General features: G+C 67.3%; 21 protein-coding genes. 10 read left to right on the top strand and 11 right to left on the bottom strand.

Translation table 11 applies throughout. The features are described 5' to 3' along the window. Positions 1-56: 56 nt before the first annotated feature. The 3 genes from B2515_RS08570 to mltG all read left to right on the top strand — a co-directional run bounded on the left by B2515_RS08570 (position 57) and on the right by mltG (position 2,661). Positions 57-293 (top strand): acyl carrier protein, encoded by a 237-nt coding sequence (locus B2515_RS08570; RefSeq protein WP_019515010.1) that lies wholly within the window; start codon positions 57-59, stop codon positions 291-293. A 138-nt stretch (positions 294-431) separates the two neighbouring features. Next, positions 432-1,688, top strand: coding sequence for a beta-ketoacyl-ACP synthase II (fabF, locus tag B2515_RS08565; RefSeq protein WP_293875767.1), 1,257 nt, complete (start codon positions 432-434; stop codon positions 1,686-1,688). 4 nt (positions 1,689-1,692) lie between these two features. Then, on the top strand, positions 1,693-2,661 hold the full coding sequence (gene mltG, locus B2515_RS08560) for an endolytic transglycosylase MltG (RefSeq protein WP_293875765.1): 969 nt from the start codon (positions 1,693-1,695) through the stop codon (positions 2,659-2,661). A gap of 3 nt (positions 2,662-2,664) precedes the next feature. Here mltG and B2515_RS08555 read toward each other — a convergent pair whose 3' ends face one another. The 9 genes from B2515_RS08555 to B2515_RS08515 form a co-directional block, all read right to left on the bottom strand. Next, complete coding sequence (locus B2515_RS08555) at positions 2,665-3,057, bottom strand: hypothetical protein (protein WP_293875763.1); 393 nt, start codon at positions 3,055-3,057, stop codon at positions 2,665-2,667. Between the two features lie 77 nt (positions 3,058-3,134). Next, entirely contained in the window at positions 3,135-3,740 is a 606-nt protein-coding gene (eda, locus tag B2515_RS08550) for a bifunctional 4-hydroxy-2-oxoglutarate aldolase/2-dehydro-3-deoxy-phosphogluconate aldolase (RefSeq protein ID WP_293875761.1), read from the bottom strand. Between the two features lie 13 nt (positions 3,741-3,753). Continuing rightward, a complete protein-coding gene (glk, locus tag B2515_RS08545; protein ID WP_293875759.1) occupies positions 3,754-4,719 on the bottom strand; it encodes a glucokinase in 966 nt (321 codons plus the stop codon). Between the two features lie 116 nt (positions 4,720-4,835). After that, on the bottom strand, positions 4,836-6,647 hold the full coding sequence (edd, locus tag B2515_RS08540; RefSeq protein WP_293875757.1) for a phosphogluconate dehydratase: 1,812 nt from the start codon (positions 6,645-6,647) through the stop codon (positions 4,836-4,838). Between the two features lie 34 nt (positions 6,648-6,681). Further along, on the bottom strand, positions 6,682-7,386 hold the full coding sequence (pgl, locus tag B2515_RS08535; protein WP_293875755.1) for a 6-phosphogluconolactonase: 705 nt from the start codon (positions 7,384-7,386) through the stop codon (positions 6,682-6,684). 145 nt (positions 7,387-7,531) lie between these two features. Then, entirely contained in the window at positions 7,532-8,995 is a 1,464-nt protein-coding gene (zwf, locus tag B2515_RS08530) for a glucose-6-phosphate dehydrogenase (RefSeq protein ID WP_293875753.1), read from the bottom strand. Between the two features lie 15 nt (positions 8,996-9,010). Further along, positions 9,011-9,940 (bottom strand): N-acetyl-gamma-glutamyl-phosphate reductase, encoded by a 930-nt coding sequence (gene argC / locus B2515_RS08525; RefSeq protein WP_293875751.1) that lies wholly within the window; start codon positions 9,938-9,940, stop codon positions 9,011-9,013. Next, on the bottom strand, positions 9,937-10,122 hold the full coding sequence (locus tag B2515_RS08520; RefSeq protein ID WP_293875749.1) for a hypothetical protein: 186 nt from the start codon (positions 10,120-10,122) through the stop codon (positions 9,937-9,939). The genes argC and B2515_RS08520 overlap by 4 nt, the downstream gene beginning before the upstream one ends. A gap of 133 nt (positions 10,123-10,255) precedes the next feature. Beyond that, positions 10,256-10,576: a MarR family transcriptional regulator gene (locus B2515_RS08515; RefSeq protein ID WP_293875747.1), complete on the bottom strand. Its 321-nt coding sequence runs from the start codon at positions 10,574-10,576 to the stop codon at positions 10,256-10,258. 245 nt (positions 10,577-10,821) lie between these two features. Here B2515_RS08515 and secG point away from each other — a divergent pair, with 245 nt between their 5' ends. Together secG and B2515_RS08505 are read left to right on the top strand one after the other, a co-directional pair. Next, positions 10,822-11,175, top strand: coding sequence for a preprotein translocase subunit SecG (gene secG / locus B2515_RS08510; RefSeq protein WP_293875745.1), 354 nt, complete (start codon positions 10,822-10,824; stop codon positions 11,173-11,175). Positions 11,176-11,264: 89 nt separating this feature from the next. Continuing rightward, complete coding sequence (locus B2515_RS08505) at positions 11,265-12,899, top strand: CTP synthase (RefSeq protein WP_293875743.1); 1,635 nt, start codon at positions 11,265-11,267, stop codon at positions 12,897-12,899. 46 nt (positions 12,900-12,945) lie between these two features. On the opposite strand, the gene B2515_RS08500 is transcribed toward B2515_RS08505, so the two are convergent. Then, positions 12,946-13,413 (bottom strand): Hsp20 family protein, encoded by a 468-nt coding sequence (locus B2515_RS08500; RefSeq protein WP_293875741.1) that lies wholly within the window; start codon positions 13,411-13,413, stop codon positions 12,946-12,948. A 240-nt stretch (positions 13,414-13,653) separates the two neighbouring features. Between B2515_RS08500 and B2515_RS08495 the strand changes: the two genes are divergently transcribed. The 5 genes from B2515_RS08495 to B2515_RS08475 all read left to right on the top strand — a co-directional run bounded on the left by B2515_RS08495 (position 13,654) and on the right by B2515_RS08475 (position 19,617). Continuing rightward, positions 13,654-16,164, top strand: a complete 2,511-nt coding sequence (locus B2515_RS08495; protein ID WP_293875739.1) for a TonB-dependent receptor — start codon at positions 13,654-13,656, stop codon at positions 16,162-16,164. Between the two features lie 466 nt (positions 16,165-16,630). Continuing rightward, positions 16,631-17,875 carry a lipoprotein-releasing ABC transporter permease subunit gene (locus B2515_RS08490; RefSeq protein ID WP_293875737.1) on the top strand — a complete coding sequence of 415 codons (1,245 nt, stop codon included), beginning with the start codon at positions 16,631-16,633 and terminating at the stop codon, positions 17,873-17,875. Beyond that, a complete protein-coding gene (locus B2515_RS08485; RefSeq protein WP_293875735.1) occupies positions 17,868-18,560 on the top strand; it encodes an ABC transporter ATP-binding protein in 693 nt (230 codons plus the stop codon). Before B2515_RS08490 ends, B2515_RS08485 begins: the two co-directional genes overlap by 8 nt. Then, positions 18,557-19,147: a GNAT family N-acetyltransferase gene (locus B2515_RS08480; protein WP_293875733.1), complete on the top strand. Its 591-nt coding sequence runs from the start codon at positions 18,557-18,559 to the stop codon at positions 19,145-19,147. The genes B2515_RS08485 and B2515_RS08480 overlap by 4 nt, the downstream gene beginning before the upstream one ends. Next, positions 19,144-19,617, top strand: a complete 474-nt coding sequence (locus B2515_RS08475) for a glutathione peroxidase (protein ID WP_293875731.1) — start codon at positions 19,144-19,146, stop codon at positions 19,615-19,617. Before B2515_RS08480 ends, B2515_RS08475 begins: the two co-directional genes overlap by 4 nt. A gap of 9 nt (positions 19,618-19,626) precedes the next feature. Here B2515_RS08475 and B2515_RS08470 read toward each other — a convergent pair whose 3' ends face one another. Next, complete coding sequence (locus B2515_RS08470) at positions 19,627-20,205, bottom strand: HdeD family acid-resistance protein (protein ID WP_293875729.1); 579 nt, start codon at positions 20,203-20,205, stop codon at positions 19,627-19,629. Positions 20,206-20,210 lie beyond the last annotated feature (5 nt).

Genomic DNA, 20,210 nt, shown 5'->3' with positions numbered 1-20,210 from the left:
GTTCTACGGGCGTTCAGGAACAACGAAACACCCCCAAAGCGAAGAGGGACTATACCATGAGCGAGACCGCCGACCGCGTGAAGAAGATCGTCGTCGAGCATCTCGGCGTCGAAGCCGACAAGGTGACCGAGGACGCGAGCTTCATCGACGACCTGGGTGCCGACAGCCTCGACATCGTCGAGCTCGTCATGGCGTTCGAGGAAGAGTTCGGGGTCGAGATCCCCGACGATGCCGCCGAGAAGATCACGACCGTCAAGGACGCGATCACCTATATCGACGAGCATAAGGGCTGAGCTTTCAGCTTGCCCGCGCCCGCTGAGGGCCGGATCTGAACGGCTCCCCGTCCCCTGCTAGAGGGCGGGGGGCCGTTTTTCGTAAGAGCCCCCGGCGCGGCCGGTGGCAACGTGTTTGGACTGGATGGAGTGAAGGGTATGCGGCGCGTTGTCGTAACCGGTTTGGGTCTGGTGACGCCGCTCGGCGCGGACGTCGAGACGGCCTGGGCCAACCTGATCGCGGGCAAATCGGGCGCGGGGCCGATCACGCGGTTCGACGCATCGGACCAGAAATGCCTGATCGCCTGCGAGGTCAAGCCCGCCGATCACCCTTATGGCTTCGATCCCGACAAGCGCGTCGACCACAAGGTCCAGCGGCAGGTCGATCCCTTCATCGTCTATGGCATCGATGCCGCCGGCCAGGCGCTCGAGGATGCGGGCCTCACCGAGATGACCGAGGCGGAGCGGTTCCGCGCCGGCTGTTCGATCGGCTCGGGCATCGGCGGTCTGCCGGGGATCGAGAGCGAATCGCTCGTCCTCGCCGAAAAGGGGCCGAAGCGGGTCAGCCCGCACTTCGTCCACGGCCGGCTCATTAACCTGATCTCGGGTCAGGTTTCGATCAAATACGGGTTGATGGGGCCGAATCATGCGGTCGTCACCGCCTGCTCCACCGGCGCGCATTCGATCGGCGATGCCGCGCGGATGATCGCGCTGGACGATGCCGACGTCATGCTCGCCGGCGGGTCGGAAAGCACGATCTGCCCGATCGGGATCGCCGGATTCGCCGCGGCGCGCGCGCTCAACACCAGCTTCAACGACCGGCCCGAACAGGCCAGCCGCCCCTATGACCGCGATCGCGACGGCTTCGTCATGGGCGAGGGCGCGGGCGTCGTCGTGCTCGAGGAATATGAGCGCGCCAAGGCCCGCGGTGCGAAGATCTATTGCGAGGTGGTCGGTTACGGCCTGTCGGGCGACGCCTATCACGTCACCGCGCCGGAACCCGAGGGATCGGGCGCCTACCGGTCGATGGAGATGGCGATGCGCCGGTCCGGCCTCGCACTGTCCGACATCGACTATATCAACGCGCACGGCACGTCGACGATGGCGGACATGATCGAGCTGGGCGCGGTCAAGCGTCTGTTCGGCGACGCGATCGGCGGCCTGTCGATGAGCTCGACCAAATCGGCGATCGGCCATCTGCTCGGCGGTGCCGGCGCGGTGGAAAGCATCTTCTGCATCCTCGCGATGCGCGACCAGATCGTGCCGCCGACGCTCAACCTCGACAACCCCTCCGAAGGCGCCGAGGGCGTCGACCTCGTCCCGCACGTCGCCCGGAAGCGCGAGGTGCGGGCGGTATTGAACAATTCGTTCGGCTTCGGCGGCACCAACGCATCCCTGGTGATGAAGGCGCTCTGACCCGGTGCGCAAGGTCGGTTGCCTCGGTCTGCTGATCGGCCTCGTCGCGCTGGTCGCGGCGGTTATGGTGGTGCGCGGCTGGGGCGGCAGCGGCCCGGCGCCGCGCACGCTGACCGTGCAGGTCGCCGAGGGCAGCAGCCTTGCGTCGGCGGCACGCGCGCTGGAAAGCGCGGGGGCGATCACCTCGGCCAGCCGTTTCCGGCTGTTCGCGCGCGTGTTCGGCTCGGGCGAGCCGATCAAGGCGGGCGAATATCGTATCCCGCCGCGCACCAGCCCGTCCGACATCCTCAAGATGCTGCAGGGCGGCAAGGTGCTGCAGCGGCTGGTCGTGGTGCCGGAGGGCTATCCGTCGGTGCTGGTCCACGACGCGCTGGCGAAGGCGGACGGGCTGACCGGCAATGTGCCGGTGCCGGCGGAAGGGTCGGTCCTGCCCGACAGCTATGCCTTCCAGCGCGGCGATACGCGCGCGTCGGTGGTCGCGCGGATGCAGAAGGCGATGCGCGATTATCTCGCCGCCGCCTGGGCGAAGCGCAAGCCGGGTATCGCGGTGACGACGCCGCAGCAGGCGATCATCCTCGCCTCGATCGTCGAGAAGGAAACCGGCAAGCCGTCCGAGCGGCGCACCGTCGCCGCCGTCTACGCCAATCGCCTGAAGCGCGGCATGCCATTGCAGGCCGATCCGACCGTGATCTATCCGATCACGAGGGGGCGGCCGCTCGGTCGCCGCATCCTGCGATCCGAATTGCAGGCGAAGAACGGCTACAACACCTATGCCGAGGCGGGGCTGCCGGTCGGGCCGATCGCCAATCCCGGGCGCGCCTCGATCGATGCGGTGCTCGATCCCGCGCAGTCGAACGCGCTCTATTTCGTCGCGGACGGCACGGGCGGGCATGTCTTCGCCGACACGCTCGACCAGCATAATGCCAATGTCCGCAAATGGTATGCGATCCGCCGGCAACGCGGCGAGATGTAGGGGTCAGGACGCGGTGAGGTCGACGCCGAGCCGTGCGTCGATCCACTCCGACGCCGCGTCGCGATCGAGGAACACCAGGGCGGTATCGCCGAAGGTGTGTTCGGCCTGCAATTTGTTCAGCATCGATCCCGCGATGATAGCAACGCCGGCGACCGGTCCGTCTTGTGGTGCCGGCCACCGCGCCAGCATGGCCGTGAAGCGTTCGGCGACGCTCACCGACTGGACCGGATAGCTGGTGGCGTCGATCAACAGGCAGATCCGCTCTGCCCGTGCCAGCGACGGGGCGAGGGCGGCACCCAGCGCTTCGCCGTAACGGTCGACCGTATCGGTCGACCAGAACCCGGTCATGGAGACGTGGATCAGCGGTCGGACCGGGTCGCGGCGGATATCGAACATCCGACCGATCATGCTGGCAAAGCAACCGGCCGTGCAACCGATTCGGTCCCTTGTAGACCGAATCGGCTCGGGCATTCCTATCCGCGCAGCGCGCTAGCCGCCCGCGCCCTGGCCTCGACCTCCGCCATCGTGCCGCCGGTTACCCAGCTGCCGCCGAGGCACAGCACCGGCTTGAATGCCAGCCAGTCGGGGGCGGAGGCTTCGGTGATGCCGCCGGTCGGGCAGAAACGGCACTGGTAGAAGGGGGCGGCGAGCGCCTTCAGCGCCTTCAGTCCGCCCGAGGTTTCGGCGGGGAAGAATTTGAAATGGGTCAGGCCGAGATCGAGGCCGCGCATGATGTCGCCGGCGGTCGCGGTGCCGGGCAGATAGGCGACGCCCGCGTCGAGGATGGGCCGCGCGAGCCGCTCGGTCAGGCCCGGCGAGACGATGAATTCGACGCCGGCGTCGATCACGTCGCGTGCCTGCGCCTCGCTGACGACGGTGCCGGCGCCGACGATCGCGCCCGGCACCGTCTTCATCTCGGCGATCGCCTCCATCGCGGCGGGGGTGCGGAGCGTCACCTCGAGCACCTTCAGGCCGCCGGCGACCAAAGCCTCGGCGAGCGGGCGGGCGGTGGCGGCGTCGTCGATCACCAGCACCGGGATGACGGCGCTGGTCTGCATGATGGTGGCGATATCGGTCATGCCGGATGTCCCTTTACGAATGGTCTTGGGCGAAAGCGGCCGCGGCGCCGAACAGGCCGGGCTGCGGATGGGTGATGAGCTTGACGGGAATGCCCGCCATCAGCGTCTGGAAGCGGCCCTTGGCCTGGAAACGCTGGTCGAAGCCCGAACGGATCAGCTTGTCCTTGATCCGGAGGCCGAGGCCGCCGGCGATCACCACCGCCTTGGCACCATGCGCCAGCGCAAGGTCGCCGGCGACGGCGCCGAGCGCGAGGCAGAAGCGGTCGAGCGCGGCGAGCGCGATCGAATCGGTGCCCTCGATCGCCTCGGTCCAGATCGTCTTGTCGTCGCGGCTGGGGACGGCGCGGCCCTCCATTTCCGCCAGTGTTTCGTAGATCGCGATGATCCCGGGGCCGGAGCAGATCCGCTCGGCCGATACGCGGGTGTAGGTGCGGCGCAGGCGCTTGACGAAGGCGTCCTCGATCCCGTCGAGCGGCGCGTAATCGACATGGCCGCCCTCGGTCGGCAGGACGTGATAGCCGCTGCCGGTCTTGAACACCTGCGCGACGCCGAGGCCGGTGCCGGGCCCGCAGACGGTGGTGACGCCCTGCTCCGGCAGCGGCGTGTCGGGACCGCAGAGATGCTCGAAATCCTCGGCCGGCAGCTGCGCGACGGCATGGCCGACCGCGCCGAAATCGTTGATGACGGTATAGACGTCGGCGCCGAGCCGTTCGGGGATCAGCGACGGGCGGATCACCCAGGGATTGTTGGTCAGGCGGATGATGTCGCCGGTGATCGGCGAGGCGACGGAGATCGCCGCAGCCTTGGGCAGCGGGCCGTCGTGCCGCGCGGCGAACGCCTGCCATGCGGTCTGCAGGCTGGCGTGCTCGGCGGTCTTGAGCGTCACCGGCTCGCCGAGCGAGACGACGTGGCCGTCCTCCACCTCCGCGATCGCGAAGCGGGCATGCGTGCCACCGATGTCGACGCTGACGAGTTGCATTCTTCTCTCCTAGGCTCGCTCCGTCCTCACCCTTCCGCGGCTTTGCCGCTCCCTCCCTCTCCCGACGGGAGAGGGAAAGACGCCGCAGGCGGCGAAGGGTGAGGACGGTTACTCTTCTACAACCCCGCCGCGGCCAGCATTCCCGACGCGCCCTTTTCGGCTTCGTCCGCCAGTCCGCGGAACATGCCGAACAGCTCGCGGCCCATGCCGGTCGCCGCGCCGGGGGCGTCACACAGCGGCCGTTCCAGCCATTCCGCCGGATCGACCAGCGCATCCAGCGTGCCGTTGAGCGCATCGACGCGGATGATGTCGCCGTCGCGGATCTTGCCGATCGCGCCGTTGCCGAGCGCCTCGGGCGAACAATGGATCGCGCACGGCACCTTGCCGCTCGCGCCCGACATGCGGCCGTCGGTGACCAGGGCCACCTTGAACCCGCGGTTCTGCAATACGCCGAGCGGCGGGGTCAGCTTGTGGAGTTCGGGCATGCCGTTGGCGCGCGGCCCCTGGAAGCGGACGACGACGACGACGTCGCGTTCCAGCTCGCCGCGCTTGAACGCCTCGATCACGTCGAGCTGGTCGTGGAAGACGCGCGCCGGTGCCTCGATCACCCAGCGCTCGCGGTCGACCGCGGACACCTTGATGCACGACCGGCCGATATTGCCGGCGAGGATGCGCATGCCGCCATCGGGCGAGAAGGCCTCGGCGACGGGGCGCAGGATGCTGGTGTCGCCGCTGTCGCCGACCGGCTCCCAGGTCAGCTTGTCGTCGGCGATCACCGGCTTGTCGGCATAGGCCGACAGGCTGTCGCCGGTGACCGTGGTGATGTCGCCATGCAGCAGTCCCGCCGACAGCAATTCCCGGACGACGAAGGGCATGCCGCCCGCCGCCTCGAACGCGTTCACGTCGGCCGATCCGTTGGGATAGACGCGCGCGATCAGCGGCACCGCGCGGCTGAGGCGATCGAAATCCTCCCAGTCGATGACGATTCCCGCCGCACGCGCGATGGCGGGGACGTGCAGCAGGTGGTTGGTCGATCCGCCGGTGGCGAGCAGGCCGACCGCGGCATTCACGATCGCCTTTTCATCGACGCAATGACCGATCGGACGATAGTCCTCGCCACGCCAGCCCATGCCGGCGAGACGATGCACCGCCGCGCGCGTCAGCTCCTGCCGCAGCTTGGTGCCGGGATTGACGAAGGCCGCGCCGGGCATGTGCAGGCCCATCACCTCCATCATCATCTGGTTGGTGTTGGCGGTGCCGTAGAAGGTGCAGGTGCCCTTGCCGTGATAGGCCTGGATCTCGGCGTCGAGCAGCTCCTCGCGGCCCGCTTTCCCTTCGGCATAGGCCTCGCGCACCGCGGCCTTCGCCTTGTTGGCGAGACCCGACGGCATCGGGCCGCCGGGGATCAGCACCATCGGCAGGTGGCCGAAGCGCAGCGCGCCCATCAGCAGGCCCGGCACGATCTTGTCGCAGATGCCGAGCAGCGCCGCGCCCTCGAACGTGCCGTGGCTGAGCGCGATGGCGGTCGACAGCGCGATCGTGTCGCGGCTGAACAGCGACAGCTCCATGCCGGGATAGCCCTGCGTCACCCCGTCGCACATCGCCGGCACGCCGCCCGCGACCTGTGCCGTCGCGCCGACCTCCCGCGCCCAGACCTTCATCAGCTCGGGATAGCGGTAATAGACGGCATGCGCGCTCAGCATGTCATTGTAGGCGGTGACGATGCCGATGTTCATGCCGGTATCGGCACGCAGCGTGTCGCGATCCTCCTCGGTCCCGGCATAGGCATGCGCGAGATTGGCACAACCGAGCTGCGGCCGCCGCGCGCCATTCTCCCGCTCGCGATCGATCAGCGCCAGATAGGCGGCGCGGCTGTCCTTCGATCGCGCGATGATACGGTCGGTGACGGCAGAGACTTCGGAGTTCATGGCGCGGGTCCTGGGGAGGGGCGTGACGGGCGGCTTAGGGCGCCCAGTGGATATCGACGGGCAGCTCCGCATCGGCGAGCACGCGGCCGATCGGATAGGGCGACGACGGCCCCTGATCGATTGCCTGCTCGATCACCGTGCGCTTGTCCTTGCCGGTGACCGCGATCATCAGCGCGCGGGCGGTGACGATGCCCTGCCGCGACAGCGTGACGCGCGCGACCGGCGCCTCGGGCGGCAGCGGATCGGGCATCACGCCCAGCATCCGGCGTTCCTTCGGGCCGTTCAGCGCCTCGTCGAAATCGGGGCCCGGGAAGATCGAGGCGGTATGGCCGTCACCGCCGACGCCGAGCAGGCAGAGGTCGAGCGGCCAGTGCAGGTCCTGCATCAGCGCATCGGCGGAGCGGCCGGCGGACTTGTAATCCTCGGTCTGCTTGGGGACGATCGGAATGACGCGCGCACCCTTGGGGATGAACAATTTGCCGAGCTGCGTCACGTTCGACAGCGGATCGCCCAGCGGCACGATCCGCTCGTCGCCCGGCACGATCGTCACCCGCTTCCAGTCGAGCTTCGCCTTGGCGAGCTTCTCATAGGCGGGGAAGGGGGTCTTGCCGCCCGCCAGCGCGACGACGGCAGAGCCGCGCGCGTCGATCGCGCTTTCGATGACGAACTGGATATCGCCGGCGACCGCATCGGCCAGCTCGGCGGAATCGTCATACTCCCACCATTCGATCTCGGTCATCGTAAAGCCTTTTCGTGGTCGGCGCGCCCCCGATAGCCCGGAGCGGCGCGCAAGGTAAGTCGTCCCGCATACGTATGAGGGACATAATCGTGCGATAAAACGGGCGAACGTGCGCCGAACCCTGCGGGGCCGGCGGCCAGGACGATCAATCGTCCTGCCAGGTCACTCCGTCGCGCTCGGTCAGCGCGATCGCGCCCGCGGGGCCCCATGTGCCGGCCGAATAATGTTTCGGCTTGGTCTGGTTCGCGTCCCAGCCGGCGCGGATCGCGTCGATCCACGTCCATTGCGCCTCGACCTCGTCGCGGCGCACGAACAGGGTCTGGTCGCCCTCGATCAGGTCGAGCAGCAGCCGCTCATAGGCGATGCGACGGCGCGATCCCGCGAATTCGGCATCGAGGCTGAGGTTGAGCGGCACCTCGCGCAGGCGCAGCCCCTCGCGATCGAGCCCGGGCTCCTTGGTCATCACCAGCAGCTGGATATATTCCTCCGGTTGCAACCGGATCACCAGCGTGTTCGGCTGGAGCACCCCGCCGCGGCCGCGGAACATCGAATGCGGCACCGGCTTGAACTGGATCGCGATCTCGCTGCGCCGCTTCGCCATGCGCTTGCCGGTGCGCAGGTAGAAGGGAACGCCCTGCCAGCGCCAATTGTCGATATGCGCCTTGATCGCGACGAACGTTTCGACGTCGCTGTCATAGCCCAGTTCGTCGTCATAGCCTTTGACGACCTTGCCGCCGACCGCGCCCTCTTCATACTGGCCGGTGACGGTGCATTGCGGCACCGCCTCGGGAGAGATGGTCCGCAGGCTGCGGAACACCTTGGCCTTTTCGTCGCGGATCGCGGTGCCGTCGTACAGCGCGGGCGGCTCCATCGCGATCAGCGCGACCAGCTGGAGCATATGGTTGGCGACCATGTCGCGCAGCGCGCCCGCGCCCTCGTAATAACCGGCGCGATCCTCCAGCCCGACCGTCTCGGCGATCGTGATCTGGACGTTGTCGATCCCCTGCGCGTTCCAGATCGGCTCAAACATCGAATTGCCGAAGCGCAGCGCGAGGATGTTCTGCACCGTCTCCTTGCCGAGATAATGGTCGATGCGGAACGTCCGCTCCTCGGGGAAAGCGGAGGCCACCGTGTCGTTGATCTCCTTGCTCGACGCTAAATCGTAGCCGAGCGGCTTTTCGAGCGCGATACGCACCGACGGCCCGGTCAGCCCGACCTTCTCCAGCCCCTGCACCGCCGATTCGAACAGCGACGGCGCGGTCGACAGATAGATGGCGAGGCCGCCCGAAATATCGCCGATCTTCTCGGCCAGCGGCTGGAAGCTGTCGGGGTCGGACAGGTCGGCCGGCTGGAACTGGATGCGCTGCATGAACGTGCCGAGCGCGCTCTCGTCCTTGCGGTCGTCGGGCAGGAACTCGTCGAGCGCGTTCTTGACGACGTCGCGATAGCCATCGTCGTCCATGTCGCCGCGCGCCGACCCGGTGATCGTCAGTCCTTCCGGCAGCAGCCCGTCGGCGTGGAGGCCGTAGAGCGAGGGCAACAACATGCGCTTGGCGAGGTCACCTGTGGCTCCGAACAGGAGCAGCTTGCCGACGGGATTGCGCTGCATGACGATCCTTTGCGTTTACAGGATGAGGCCGGCGAGCGGATCGAGCCCGGCCAGGATGTTGAGGTTCTGCACGGCGGCACCGCCGGCGCCCTTACCGAGATTGTCGAGCGTCGCGACGAGCCGGACGTGGCCGCTGTCGGCGTTGCCGCAGACGCGCAGGGTCATCCGGTCGGTGCCGGCATTCTCCTCGATCTCCACCGCCGCGGCACCGCCGGACGCGACGGAGACGAGCGCGCTGTCGGCATAGGCGGCGGTGAGCACGTCCTCGACCTGCGCGATACTCGGGCTGCCCGGCAATTGCTTTAGCGGGAGCGGTACCTCGCCGAGCATGCCGCGATTGAGCCGCGCCACCGCCGGCGCGAAGATCGGCGGATGCGCCAGACCGGCATGGGCGCGCATCTCGGGCAGATGCTTGTGCGCGAGCGAGAGCGCGTAGATGCGAAATGCGGTGTCGGTGCCACCGCCCTCGAATTCGGCAATCATCGCCTTGCCGCCGCCCGAATAGCCCGACGTGGCGTTATAGGTCAGCGGCCAGTCGGCCGGGACCAGTCCGGCGCGGACCAGCGGCGCGACCAGCGCGAGGAAGGCGGTGGGATAGCAGCCGGGGTTGGACACGAACCGGGCATCGGCGATCGCCTGCGCCTGACCCGCCCGCAGTTCCGGGAACCCATAGGTCCAACCCGGCGCGACGCGGTGCGCGGAGGAGGCGTCGATGATGCGGGTGGTGCCGCGCTCGACCAGTGCCACCGCCTCGCGTGCGGCATCGTCGGGCAGGCAGAGGATCGCGATATCGGCATCGTTGAGCGCCTCGGCCCGCGCCGCCGTATCCTTGCGCCGGTCGTCGTCGAGCGTGACGACGGTCAGGTCGCTGCGTCCGGCCAACCGGTCGCGGATATCGATGCCGGTGGTGCCGACCGCACCGTCGATGAATATGGTGACGCTCACGAATCGAAATCCGATACCTTGTCGAGGGCGGTCCGGTCGACATAGCCGACCAGATTGGCGCGGATCGCAAGCCCCCAGGCGTGGCGGCCGGCCAGTTCGAGCACCTCGAAGGCGGCGCCCGCCGGCAGCTCGGCCAGCGGCTCGCTGAGATTGCGATCCGAGAACAGCGATATGGCGTGCAACGCCCTGGCCTTCAGCGGCGCTGCGTAATGTGGCGCAAACACCTGTTCCGCAAGGCGAACGTCAGCGAGATCGCCGCGCACCGCATGCGTTCGGGGGTCGAGCGTGACCGAGGGGCCGGTGAGGGCGAAGGCCCTACGCGAGGGCTGGCTGGTGCGATCGTGCGTCGCCTTCGCCAAGGAATTGCCCGAACTCTTCAAGAAACTCTGCCCCTTCGGAAGTACGCGCGACGAAGATATTGCGCTTGTCGCTGTCGTCGCGTTGCCGGCGCAGATAGCCGAGCGCACCCAGCCTGTTCAAGGCGCGCGTGACGACGGGCTTCGAGACGTTCAGCGCCCGGGCCAGGCCACGCACGGTATGCGGGCCGGGATTGAGATAGACGAGCAGGAGAAGCGCCATCTGGCGATTGGTCAGGTCGGGTTCTCCCGACCGCACGTAATCGACCAGCGCGGTCATCCAGGTCGCAAGCGATTGCGCGGCTGTACCCACGATCAAATATCCGTTTCTGCACCGATTTCGGGGCTTTGTTTCGCGGTCATAACGCCCCCGCACCCCGCAGGTTTCCGTCAAATGAACGGCTTTGGCCAATTAGTACGGCAGCGGGCGTACGGGGCGGGTCCGAAGCTCCCCGGCCCGCCAAGGTTGATCGCCGGACATCCCTCGCCTATGTGCGCGCCTTCATCCGAAATTCGGGACCGTAGATGTTCACCTTCCTTCTCGTCGTACATGCCATCATCGCCGCCGCGCTCGTGACGGTGATCCTGATGCAGCGGTCGGAGGGTGGTGGCCTCGGCATGGGCGGCAGCCCGTCCGGCCTGATGTCGGCCCGCGGCGCGGCGGATTTCCTCACCCGCGCCACCTCGGTGCTGGCGACGGTCTTCGTCTGCATGTCGATCGCGCTCGCGTTCATCGCGGCGAGCCGCCAGACGCAGACGATCGACACCTCGCTCGCCCGCACGCCCCCGGCGGCCCCCGCCGCGGCGCCGCTCGCGCCGGCGCAGGATGCCGTGCCGAACGCCCCCGCCGACAACGGCGCGGTGCCGCTGCAGCGCTAGGCCGACCCACCGTTCATCGTGAATCGCGCGCGGGTAGCCCCCGCGCGCTCTTGTCGTTCGACCCTTTAACACGCTAGGCGATTTCTCCCATGGCGCGGTACATCTTCATCACCGGCGGCGTGGTCTCGTCGCTCGGCAAAGGCCTCATGGCGGCCTCTCTCGCAGCTTTGCTTCAGGCACGCGGTTACCGCGTCCGGATTCGCAAGTTCGATCCCTATCTCAACGTCGATCCCGGCACGATGAGCCCGTATCAGCACGGCGAGGTCTACGTCACCGACGATGGCGCGGAGACGGACCTCGACCTCGGCCATTACGAGCGGTTCACCGGCGTCGCCTCGCGCCAGTCGGACAACGTCACCTCGGGCCGCATCTACAAGACGATCATCGAGCGCGAACGCCGCGGCGACTATCTCGGCGCGACGGTGCAGGTGATCCCGCACGTCACCGACGCGATCAAGGCCTTCGCCCGCGCCGAAACCGACGACCTCGATTTCGTGCTGTGCGAGATCGGCGGCACCGTCGGCGACATCGAATCGCTGCCGTTCATCGAGGCGATCCGCCAGCTCAAGAACGAGGTCGGTCGCGGCAATGCGATCAGCATCCACGTCACCCTGGTCCCCTATATCGCCGCCGCCGGCGAGCTGAAGACCAAGCCGACGCAGCATTCGGTGCGCGAACTCGCCGCATTGGGCGTGCAGCCCGACGTGCTCGTCTGCCGCTGCGAACATCCGCTGCCGCCGTCGGAGCGCGCCAAGATCGCCCTGTTCTGCAACGTGCCGGAAAGCGCGGTCATCCCGGCGCTCGATGCGAAGAGCATCTATGCGGTGCCGCTGCAATATCACGGCGAGGGCCTCGATTCGGAGGTGCTGCGCGCCTTCGGCATCACCCCGTCGTCGGCGCCAGACCTGTCGCGCTGGACCGACATCATGGACCGCCTGACCAATCCGGAGGGTGAGGTGACCGTCGGCGTCGTCGGCAAGTACGTCGGCCTGCAGGACGCCTACAAGTCGCTCAACGAGGCGCTGGTCCATGGCGGCATCGCCAACCGCGTGAAGGTCAACGTCCGCTGGATCGACGCCGAAATCTTCGAGAACGACGATTCGGAGATCGTCAGCCAGCTCGAACCCTGCGACGCGATCCTCGTCCCGGGCGCGTTCGGCGAGCGCGGCGCGGAGGGCAAGATCAAGTCGGTGAAATTCGCCCGCGAGCGCGAGATCCCCTATTTCGGCATCTGCTTCGGCATGCAGATGGCCTGCGTCGAGGGCGCACGCGACCTCGCCGGCATCGCCAACGCCTCCTCCACCGAATTCGGCCCGACCGATGAGCCGGTCGTCGGCCTCATCACCGAATGGATGGGCCGCGACGGGCTGGAGAAGCGCGAGGAACAGGGCGACATGGGCGGTACGATGCGCCTCGGTGCCTATGAAGCCGCGCTCGATGGCAACAGCGTCGTCGCCTCGATCTACGGCGGCACGACGATCCACGAGCGTCACCGCCACCGCTACGAGGTCAACACCGGCTATAAGGACGCGCTGGAACAGGGCGGTCTGGTGTTCAGCGGCATGTCGCCCGACGGCACCCTGCCCGAAATCGTCGAACGGCCCGATCACCCCTGGTTCGTGGGGGTGCAGTTCCATCCGGAACTCAAGAGCAAGCCTTTCGACCCGCACCCGCTGTTCGCCAGCTTCATTCAGGCCGCGCTGACGAAGAGCCGGCTGGTCTGACGATAAAAGCCCTCTCCCGGTGGGGGAGAGGGCTTCGGAAAAGGGGTTACGCGGCTTCGGCCACGTCCGCCTTGTCCTCGACCGCGGCCAGCGGCGCGCCGGTCTTAATCGCGATGCTCTTGGGCTTCATCGCCTCGGGCACCTCGCGGACCAAGTCGATCACCAGCAGGCCGTCGTTCATCCGTGCGTCCTGCACGAACACGAAATCGGCGAGCTCGAACCGGCGTTCGAAGCTGCGGTTGGCGATGCCGACGTGCAGGAACTGCGCGCCGGTCGCCTTGTCGTCCTTCCGCCCGGCGACGAGCAGCAAATTCTGCTGCGCGGTGATCTCGATCTCGTCGCGCGCGAAGCCGGCCACCGCCAGCGTGATGCGATAGCGATCCTCGGCGAGGCGTTCGAGGTTGAAGGGCGGGTAATTCTCCGCCGTCGCGGCGCGTGCGTTGCTTTCCAGCATGTCGAACAGACGGTCGAAACCGATGGTCGAGCGGCGATAGGGGGTCAGGTCGAGTCGCATGTCAAATCCTCCAAAGGAAGCGAGTTGAACGACGGCATCCACGTCTGTGCGATGCCGGTGCACGGCCCGTCATCGGCGCCGCGCTTTACCTATCTGGTTGGTGCCGATCCGGCTTCAAGAGGCATGGGCGCGGAATTTTACGGTGCCGAAGCCCCGCTTTGCCACGCCCAAGCTTGGGCCGCATTGAACATCCCCCGGAACAGTAGAGTTTAGCGGCAAAAGAACCTCAGGGAGCATTGCATGTCGTGGACTCTAGCCTTTCTACTCGCCGGTCAGGCATCGGCCGCCCAGTCCACGCCGCCGCCCTTGCCGTCGTCACCGGCCCAGGCCGTTCCCGCACAGGCGATCGAGGTGCAGGCCGACGAACCGGCACCCCTGCCGCCTGAAGCGGCGATCCAGCGCAGTTCGGTTGCCGGCGACATCGTCGTCACCGCTCGCCGCCGCGCAGAGTCGGTGCAGAACGTACCCATCCCGATCTCGGTCGTGGGGGTGAAGGAGCTCGACAGCACCGGCAGCTTCAACGTCGCGCGGCTCCAGCAATTGCAGCCGACGCTGCAATTCTATTCGACCAATCCGCGCAATTCCTCGGTCAACATCCGCGGCTTGGGCGCGCCGCTGGGCCTGACCAACGACGGGATCGACCAGGGTGTAGGCGTCTATATCGACCAGGTCTATCTCAGCCGGGTCGCGGTCGCGACGCTCGATTTCCTCGACGTCCAGCAGATCGAGACGCTGCGCGGGCCGCAGGGGACGCTGTACGGCAAAAACACGGTCGCCGGAGCGATCAACATCACCAGCAAGCCGCCCAGCTTCACCTTCGACGGCCGCGCCGAGGTCAGCCTCGGCAATCTCGAATTCAAGCAGGCGAAGGCGTCGGTGTCCGGTCCGCTGACCGACGATATTGCGATCCGGCTGGGGCTCACCACCACCGGCCGCCGCGGCACCGTCCGCAATGTCGCGACCAGCCAGTATGTCAACAGTCAGGACAATATCGGTCTGCGCACCGCGATCCTGTGGAATGCCTCGCCCGATCTCAGCTTCACGCTGTCGGGCGACTACAGCCGCCAGAACCCCGTGTGCTGCGCGCAGATCTTCGTCCGCGTCGGCGCGACGCAGCGGCCGCTCAACCGCCAGTTCGACGCGCTCGCGCGCGCGCTCAATTACGAACCGCCCAGCCGCGACGCCTTCGACCGGCTGACCGACCTCGACGCCTCGCTCAACGCGCGCAACATCCTCGGCGGGCTGTCGCTGCGCGGCGAATACAAGCTCGGCTCGGGCACGCTGACCTCGGTCAGCGCCTTCCGCTTCTGGGACTGGCTGCCCGCCAACGATCGCGACTTCACCGGCCTGCCGATCACGACGCTGTCGCAGAATCCGACGCACCAGAGCCAGTATACGCAGGAATTCCGCTATGCCGGCGGCGGGACCAAGCTCGACTATGTCATCGGCCTGTTCGGCTTCTATCAGGACATCCATACCACCGGCACGCAGCGGCAGGGCAGGGCGGCGAGCCGCTGGCTCATCAACCCGTCGACCCGCGACACGAGCGTTCCGGGATCGCCCCTGCTGGCGAACGATCCCTCGGTCCTCGACGGGCTGACCGCGGCGAACGACATCCGCCTCAAGAACTTTTCGGGCGCGGTGTTCGGCAAGCTCAACTGGAAGATCGACGACCGCTTCACCCTGTCGCCGGGCGTGCGGCTCAACTATGACGACAAGGTCGGCAGCTACGTCAGCATCGTCCGCGACGCGCAGGGCAATCTCGTCCCCTATAGCGGCGGCACCGCGCGGCAGGCGGCGCAGCGCGACGCGATCCAGCCGCAGGCGTTCAACGACGAGGCGTATCGCGCGTGGAACGTTACCTACGACATCACCGGTTCGTACAAGCCGGCCCGCGACGTGCTGGTCTACGCCACCTACGCGCACACGTTCAAATCGGGCGGTCTGAACCTCAACGGCGTGCCGGTCGTCAACGGCGTCGTGCAGACGCAGCTGGCGCAGATCGCGCCCGAAAAGGTCGACCATTTCGAACTCGGCGCCAAGTCGCAATTCTGGGATCGCAAGGCGACGCTCAACGTCACCGCCTATTGGACCGAGATCCGCGACTATCAGGCGGTGGTGAACAACAGCTCGACCTCGACGCTGCGCGGCTATCTCGCCAATGCGGGCAAGGTGCGGGTGCGGGGGATCGAGGCCGACTTCTCGATCCGGCCGAGCGAGCGGTTCACGCTCTACACCAACGGTGCGTTCAGCGACGCGCGCTACCTCGACTTCAAGAACGCGCCGTGCCCGCCGGAACTGTCGGGCGGCGGCACGCCGATCGCGGCCAATCCGACGATCGGCGCGCCGGGCCAGCCGGGCACCAACAGCCCGATCGTCTGCGACATCTCGGGCCAGTGGATGCCGGGCATCTCGAAATTCGCCTTCTCCTATGGCGGCGAATACAATCTGCCGACGAAGGTGTTCGGGCAGGATGGCGAGGTCTATCTCGGCATCGATGCCAGCTCGCGGACTAAGTTCTCGTCCAATGCCTCGCGCTCCATCTATACCGATATCGGCGGCTATACGCTGACCAACGCGCGGTTCGGGTTCCGCACCGACGCAGGGTTCAACGCCTTCGGCTGGGTCCGCAACGTCTTCGACACCGAATATTACGAAGTGCTGGCGACGACCCCCGGCAACACCGGCCTGATCGCCGGCAACGTCGGCGATCCGCGCACCTATGGCATCACGCTGTCGAAGAGCTTCTGACGCCGCGCCGCCGCCCCGTCATCCCTGCCGGTTGGGCAGGATGACCGGGAGGGGGCAACACGATCGCCACGTTATCGTGCCGTTCAGGATTGATCTGCGATAGACGGAATTGCCGGACAGCGGGCGCGAAATGGAAGCTCCCTCCCTCTGCCCGGCGCTTTTTGCGGGCAGTCTGCGGGCCGCCAGAACGGCAAACGCCCGGACCGTTTCCGATCCGGGCGCCTGCGTGACGAGAAACCCGTCAGCCCCCTTAGGTCGCATCCCGACACGCGCGTATTTCGCTGCATTGTCGTTCCGCTCTTCCCCGAACCACGGCCGTTGCCTGTGTCTCAGATGAGTGTTTGCTAGGCAGCCGCACCGGCTTTGTCACCGTCAATATGGGGTGCGGTTTTCGATTGGCGGAACCCTGTGTCGAATCCGCAACATTTGTTGCGTGTCGCCCCGGCCTCTCCTAGAGCCTCGGCCCATGATCCTCTCACGCTACGAACGGATGATCGCCCGGCGCTACCTGCTCCCGGGCAAGGGAGAGGCGTTCATCTTCCTGGTCGCGTCCATCAGCCTCGTCGCGGTGATGCTCGGCGTCGCCGCGCTCGTCATCGTGATGAGCGTGATGAACGGCTTCCGCGCCGAACTGTTCGACAAGATCGTCGGGCTGAACGGCCATGCCGTCATCCAGAGCGCGGGCGGCCGCCTGCCCGACTGGCGCGAGATCGTCGCGGAGGCGCGGCGCACGCCCGGCGTCACCTCGGCGGTGCCGATGGTGGAACAGCCGCTCGCCGCCACCTACAACGGCCGGGCCGAGGCGGTGCTGGTCCGCGGCCTCGCCGATGCCGACGTCCGCCGGATGATCGGCGGCAAGCTCATCATGGGATCGCTCTCCGGCATCCGCGCCGGCAACGGCCAGATCGCGCTCGGCTCGCGGCTGGCGGAGGCGCTCGGCGCGCAGGTCGGCAGCGACGTCTCGCTGTTCAGTCCGCAGGGGCAGACGACGCCGTTCGGCACCGTGCCGCGCATCGTCAGCTACAAGGTCGGCGCGATCTTCGAGATCGGGCTCTACGATTACGACAAGGCCTATGTGCTGATGCCGTTGCAGGACGCGCAGACGCTGCTGCTGCTCGGCGACAGCGTCGGCATGATCGAATTGCAGACGACCGATGCCGACCGGGTCGGGCCGATACTCGCGCCGCTCGCCGACACGCTCGGCGGCAATGCCGTGATCGCCGACTGGCGCAGCATGAACGCGCAGCTGTTCCAGGCGCTGGAGGTAGAGCGCGTCGCGATGTTCACCGTGCTGTCGATCATCATCCTCGTCGCGGTGTTCAACATCCTCTCCTCGCTCATCATGCTGGTCCGCGCCAAGACGCGCGACATCGCGATCCTGCGGACGATGGGCGCTACGCGCGGCGGGCTGATGCGCATCTTCATGGTCGTCGGCACGACGATCGGCGCACTTGGCACGCTCGCCGGCCTCGTGCTCGGCTTCATCTTCCTCTTCTACCGGCAGGCGGTCGTGAACCTCGTCCAGCTCATCACCGGGCAGAATCTGTGGGACCCGTCGATCCGCTATCTCACCGAATTGCCGTCGAAGACCGACCCGGTCGAGATCGTCATCATCGCGCTGATGGCGCTGGTGTTCAGCTTCCTCGCCACGCTCTACCCGGCGTGGAAGGCGGCGAGCACCGATCCGGTGCAGGTGCTGCGTTATGAATGACATCGCCGCCGCCCCGGTCGCGGTCCTCCAGACCACCAGCCTCACCCGCAGCTTCACCCAGGGCGGGGAGACGATCCACGTCCTGCGCGGCGTCGACCTCGCGGTCGCACCGGGCGAGATCGTCGCACTGGTCGGCCCGTCCGGGTCGGGCAAGTCGACGCTGCTCCAGGCGGTCGGCCTGCTCGAGGGCGGCTTTCAGGGCTCGATCCGCATCGCCGGCACCGAAGCGGCGAAGCTCGACGCGCATGGACGCACGATCATGCGCCGCGACCATCTCGGCTTCGTCTACCAGTTCCACCATCTGCTGCCGGACTTCAACGCGACCGAGAATGTCGTGCTGCCGCAGCTCGTCCATGGCGCCGAGCGCAAGCCCGCCGACGATCGCGCGGTGGCGCTGCTGACCGCGCTCGGCCTCGGCCATCGCCTGACCCACCGGCCGAGCCAGCTGTCGGGCGGCGAGCAGCAGCGCGTCGCCGTCGCCCGCGCGCTCGCCAACCGGCCCGCGCTGGTGCTGGCGGACGAACCGACCGGCAATCTCGACGAACATACCGCCGACATCGTGCTCGCCGAATTCCTCCGCCTCGTCCGCGGCGAGGGCTCGGCGGCGCTGATCGCCACCCATAACGAACGGCTGGCGCAGAAGATGGACCGCGTCATGCGCCTCCACGAAGGCGTGCTGTCGTGAGCGCCTGGGGCGAGACGCCGACCCTCACCGGTCGCCACGTCACGCTCCGCCCGCTGGCGCGCACCGACCGGGATGCGCTCGTCGCGGTCGCGTCGGCGGGCGACCTGTGGGACACCTTCTATGCCAACGTCTCTCAGCTGAAGGACGCGGACCACTGGTTCGACGCCGCCTTCCAGCAACAGGACTATGGCCGTGCCCGCCTGTTCGCGGTCTGCGATCCCGCCGGGCAGGTCGTCGGCACCACCCGCTACATGCGGATGAGCGAGGGCCATCGCCGGCTCGAACTGGGCGGCACCTTCTATGCGAAGGCGGTCCAGCGCACCGGGGTCAATACCGAAGCCAAGCTGCTGCTGCTCACCCATGCGTTCAACGTGCTCGGCTGCCAGTGCGTCCAGATCCGCACCGATGCGCTCAACCGGCGCAGCCAGGCCGCGATCGAACGCCTCGGCGCGAAGCGGGACGGCGTGCTGCGCGGCCATCAGATCGTCGACGGCCGGTTGCGCGACAGCGTCGTCTATTCGATCCTCGACCGCGAATGGCCGGGCGTCCGCCAGAATCTGCACTTCCTGCTCGCGAGGCACACATGATCGCCGATTTCACCGTCAGGGGCGCCGACGGCACCGCCGTGCCGCTCGATCGCTACGCGGGGCAGGTGGTGCTGATCGTCAACACCGCCTCGAAATGCGGCTTTACCCCGCAATATGAGGGGCTGGAGGGGCTGCACCGCCGCTATGCCGATCGTGGCTTCGCGGTGCTGGCCTTCCCCTGCAACCAGTTCGGCGCGCAGGAACCCGGCGACGCGGCGGAGATCGCGAATTTCTGTTCGCTGACCTATGACGTGACCTTCCCCGTCTTCGCCAAGGTCGACGTCAACGGGGCAGGGGCCGATCCGCTCTTCGAACGCCTGAAGAGCGACGCGCCGGGCGTGCTGGGGTCGAAGGCGATCAAGTGGAACTTTACCAAGTTCCTCGTCAACCGCGCCGGCAAGGTGGTCCACCGCTACGCCCCGACGACCAGACCCGAGCAATTGTCAGCGGACATCGAGGCGCTGCTATAGGCGAGCTGCCTACAGGGCCGGCGCGGCAAAGGCCGCTGCGCCCTTCCGGTGGTTCAGCGCCGCCGCCACCGACGTCACCCCGCCGAAGACGAAGCTGATCCCCAGAATGAACCCGGGCAGTGTCAGTGCCGACCCCGGCAGCGTCGCGAACACGTAGATCGCCAGCAGCAGGTTCACCACGCCCAGCGCGATCATCAGGCCGCGTCCGCGCTTGAAGCGCATGCCCAGTCCGATCTCCAGCGCGCCGCGCACACCCAGCCACACCGCGACCATCAGCGTTAGCGACAGCGCGCCCGATACCGGGTTGAACGCCATCAGCAGTCCGACCACCAGCGACAGCAGGCCGAAGCCGATCGCATAGCTGCGTCCCTCATGGCCCTTGCCCGCGAAACCGGCGGCGATCGACACCAGCCCCGCGGCGATGAAGAAGGCGCCGATCACCAGCGTCGCCGCATAGGTCGCCGCGAAGGGATTGAGGAAGGCGAGCACGCCCAGCACGACGGACAACACGCCATAGCCCAATATCCAGCCCCATCCGGCGCCCGCCGCCGGCGCGGCGCGGGGATCGATCGATGCGCGGTCGTCCATGAACA

This window comes from Sphingomonas sp. UBA978, from assembly GCF_002292295.1.
Lineage (GTDB): Bacteria > Pseudomonadota > Alphaproteobacteria > Sphingomonadales > Sphingomonadaceae > Sphingomonas.
This window is presented reverse-complemented; position numbering and strand designations above follow the sequence as displayed.

Bases quoted from the DNA above. Each gene is read 5' to 3' on its own strand.
- pgl (WP_293875755.1), bottom strand. From the start codon at position 7,386: ATGACCGAGATCGAATGGTGGGAGTATGACGATTCCGCCGAGCTGGCC.
- B2515_RS08555 (WP_293875763.1), bottom strand. From the start codon at position 3,057: ATGTTCGATATCCGCCGCGACCCGGTCCGACCGCTGATCCACGTCTCC.
- eda (WP_293875761.1), bottom strand. From the start codon at position 3,740: ATGACCGATATCGCCACCATCATGCAGACCAGCGCCGTCATCCCGGTG.
- zwf (WP_293875753.1), bottom strand. From the start codon at position 8,995: ATGCAGCGCAATCCCGTCGGCAAGCTGCTCCTGTTCGGAGCCACAGGT.
- fabF (WP_293875767.1), top strand. From the start codon at position 432: ATGCGGCGCGTTGTCGTAACCGGTTTGGGTCTGGTGACGCCGCTCGGC.
- edd (WP_293875757.1), bottom strand. From the start codon at position 6,647: ATGAACTCCGAAGTCTCTGCCGTCACCGACCGTATCATCGCGCGATCG.
- B2515_RS08495 (WP_293875739.1), top strand. From the start codon at position 13,654: ATGTCGTGGACTCTAGCCTTTCTACTCGCCGGTCAGGCATCGGCCGCC.
- secG (WP_293875745.1), top strand. From the start codon at position 10,822: ATGTTCACCTTCCTTCTCGTCGTACATGCCATCATCGCCGCCGCGCTC.
- B2515_RS08470 (WP_293875729.1), bottom strand. From the start codon at position 20,205: ATGGACGACCGCGCATCGATCGATCCCCGCGCCGCGCCGGCGGCGGGC.
- B2515_RS08475 (WP_293875731.1), top strand. From the start codon at position 19,144: ATGATCGCCGATTTCACCGTCAGGGGCGCCGACGGCACCGCCGTGCCG.
- B2515_RS08500 (WP_293875741.1), bottom strand. From the start codon at position 13,413: ATGCGACTCGACCTGACCCCCTATCGCCGCTCGACCATCGGTTTCGAC.
- B2515_RS08515 (WP_293875747.1), bottom strand. From the start codon at position 10,576: ATGACCGCGCTGGTCGATTACGTGCGGTCGGGAGAACCCGACCTGACC.
- B2515_RS08505 (WP_293875743.1), top strand. From the start codon at position 11,265: ATGGCGCGGTACATCTTCATCACCGGCGGCGTGGTCTCGTCGCTCGGC.
- B2515_RS08570 (WP_019515010.1), top strand. From the start codon at position 57: ATGAGCGAGACCGCCGACCGCGTGAAGAAGATCGTCGTCGAGCATCTC.
- glk (WP_293875759.1), bottom strand. From the start codon at position 4,719: ATGCAACTCGTCAGCGTCGACATCGGTGGCACGCATGCCCGCTTCGCG.
- B2515_RS08490 (WP_293875737.1), top strand. From the start codon at position 16,631: ATGATCCTCTCACGCTACGAACGGATGATCGCCCGGCGCTACCTGCTC.
- B2515_RS08485 (WP_293875735.1), top strand. From the start codon at position 17,868: ATGAATGACATCGCCGCCGCCCCGGTCGCGGTCCTCCAGACCACCAGC.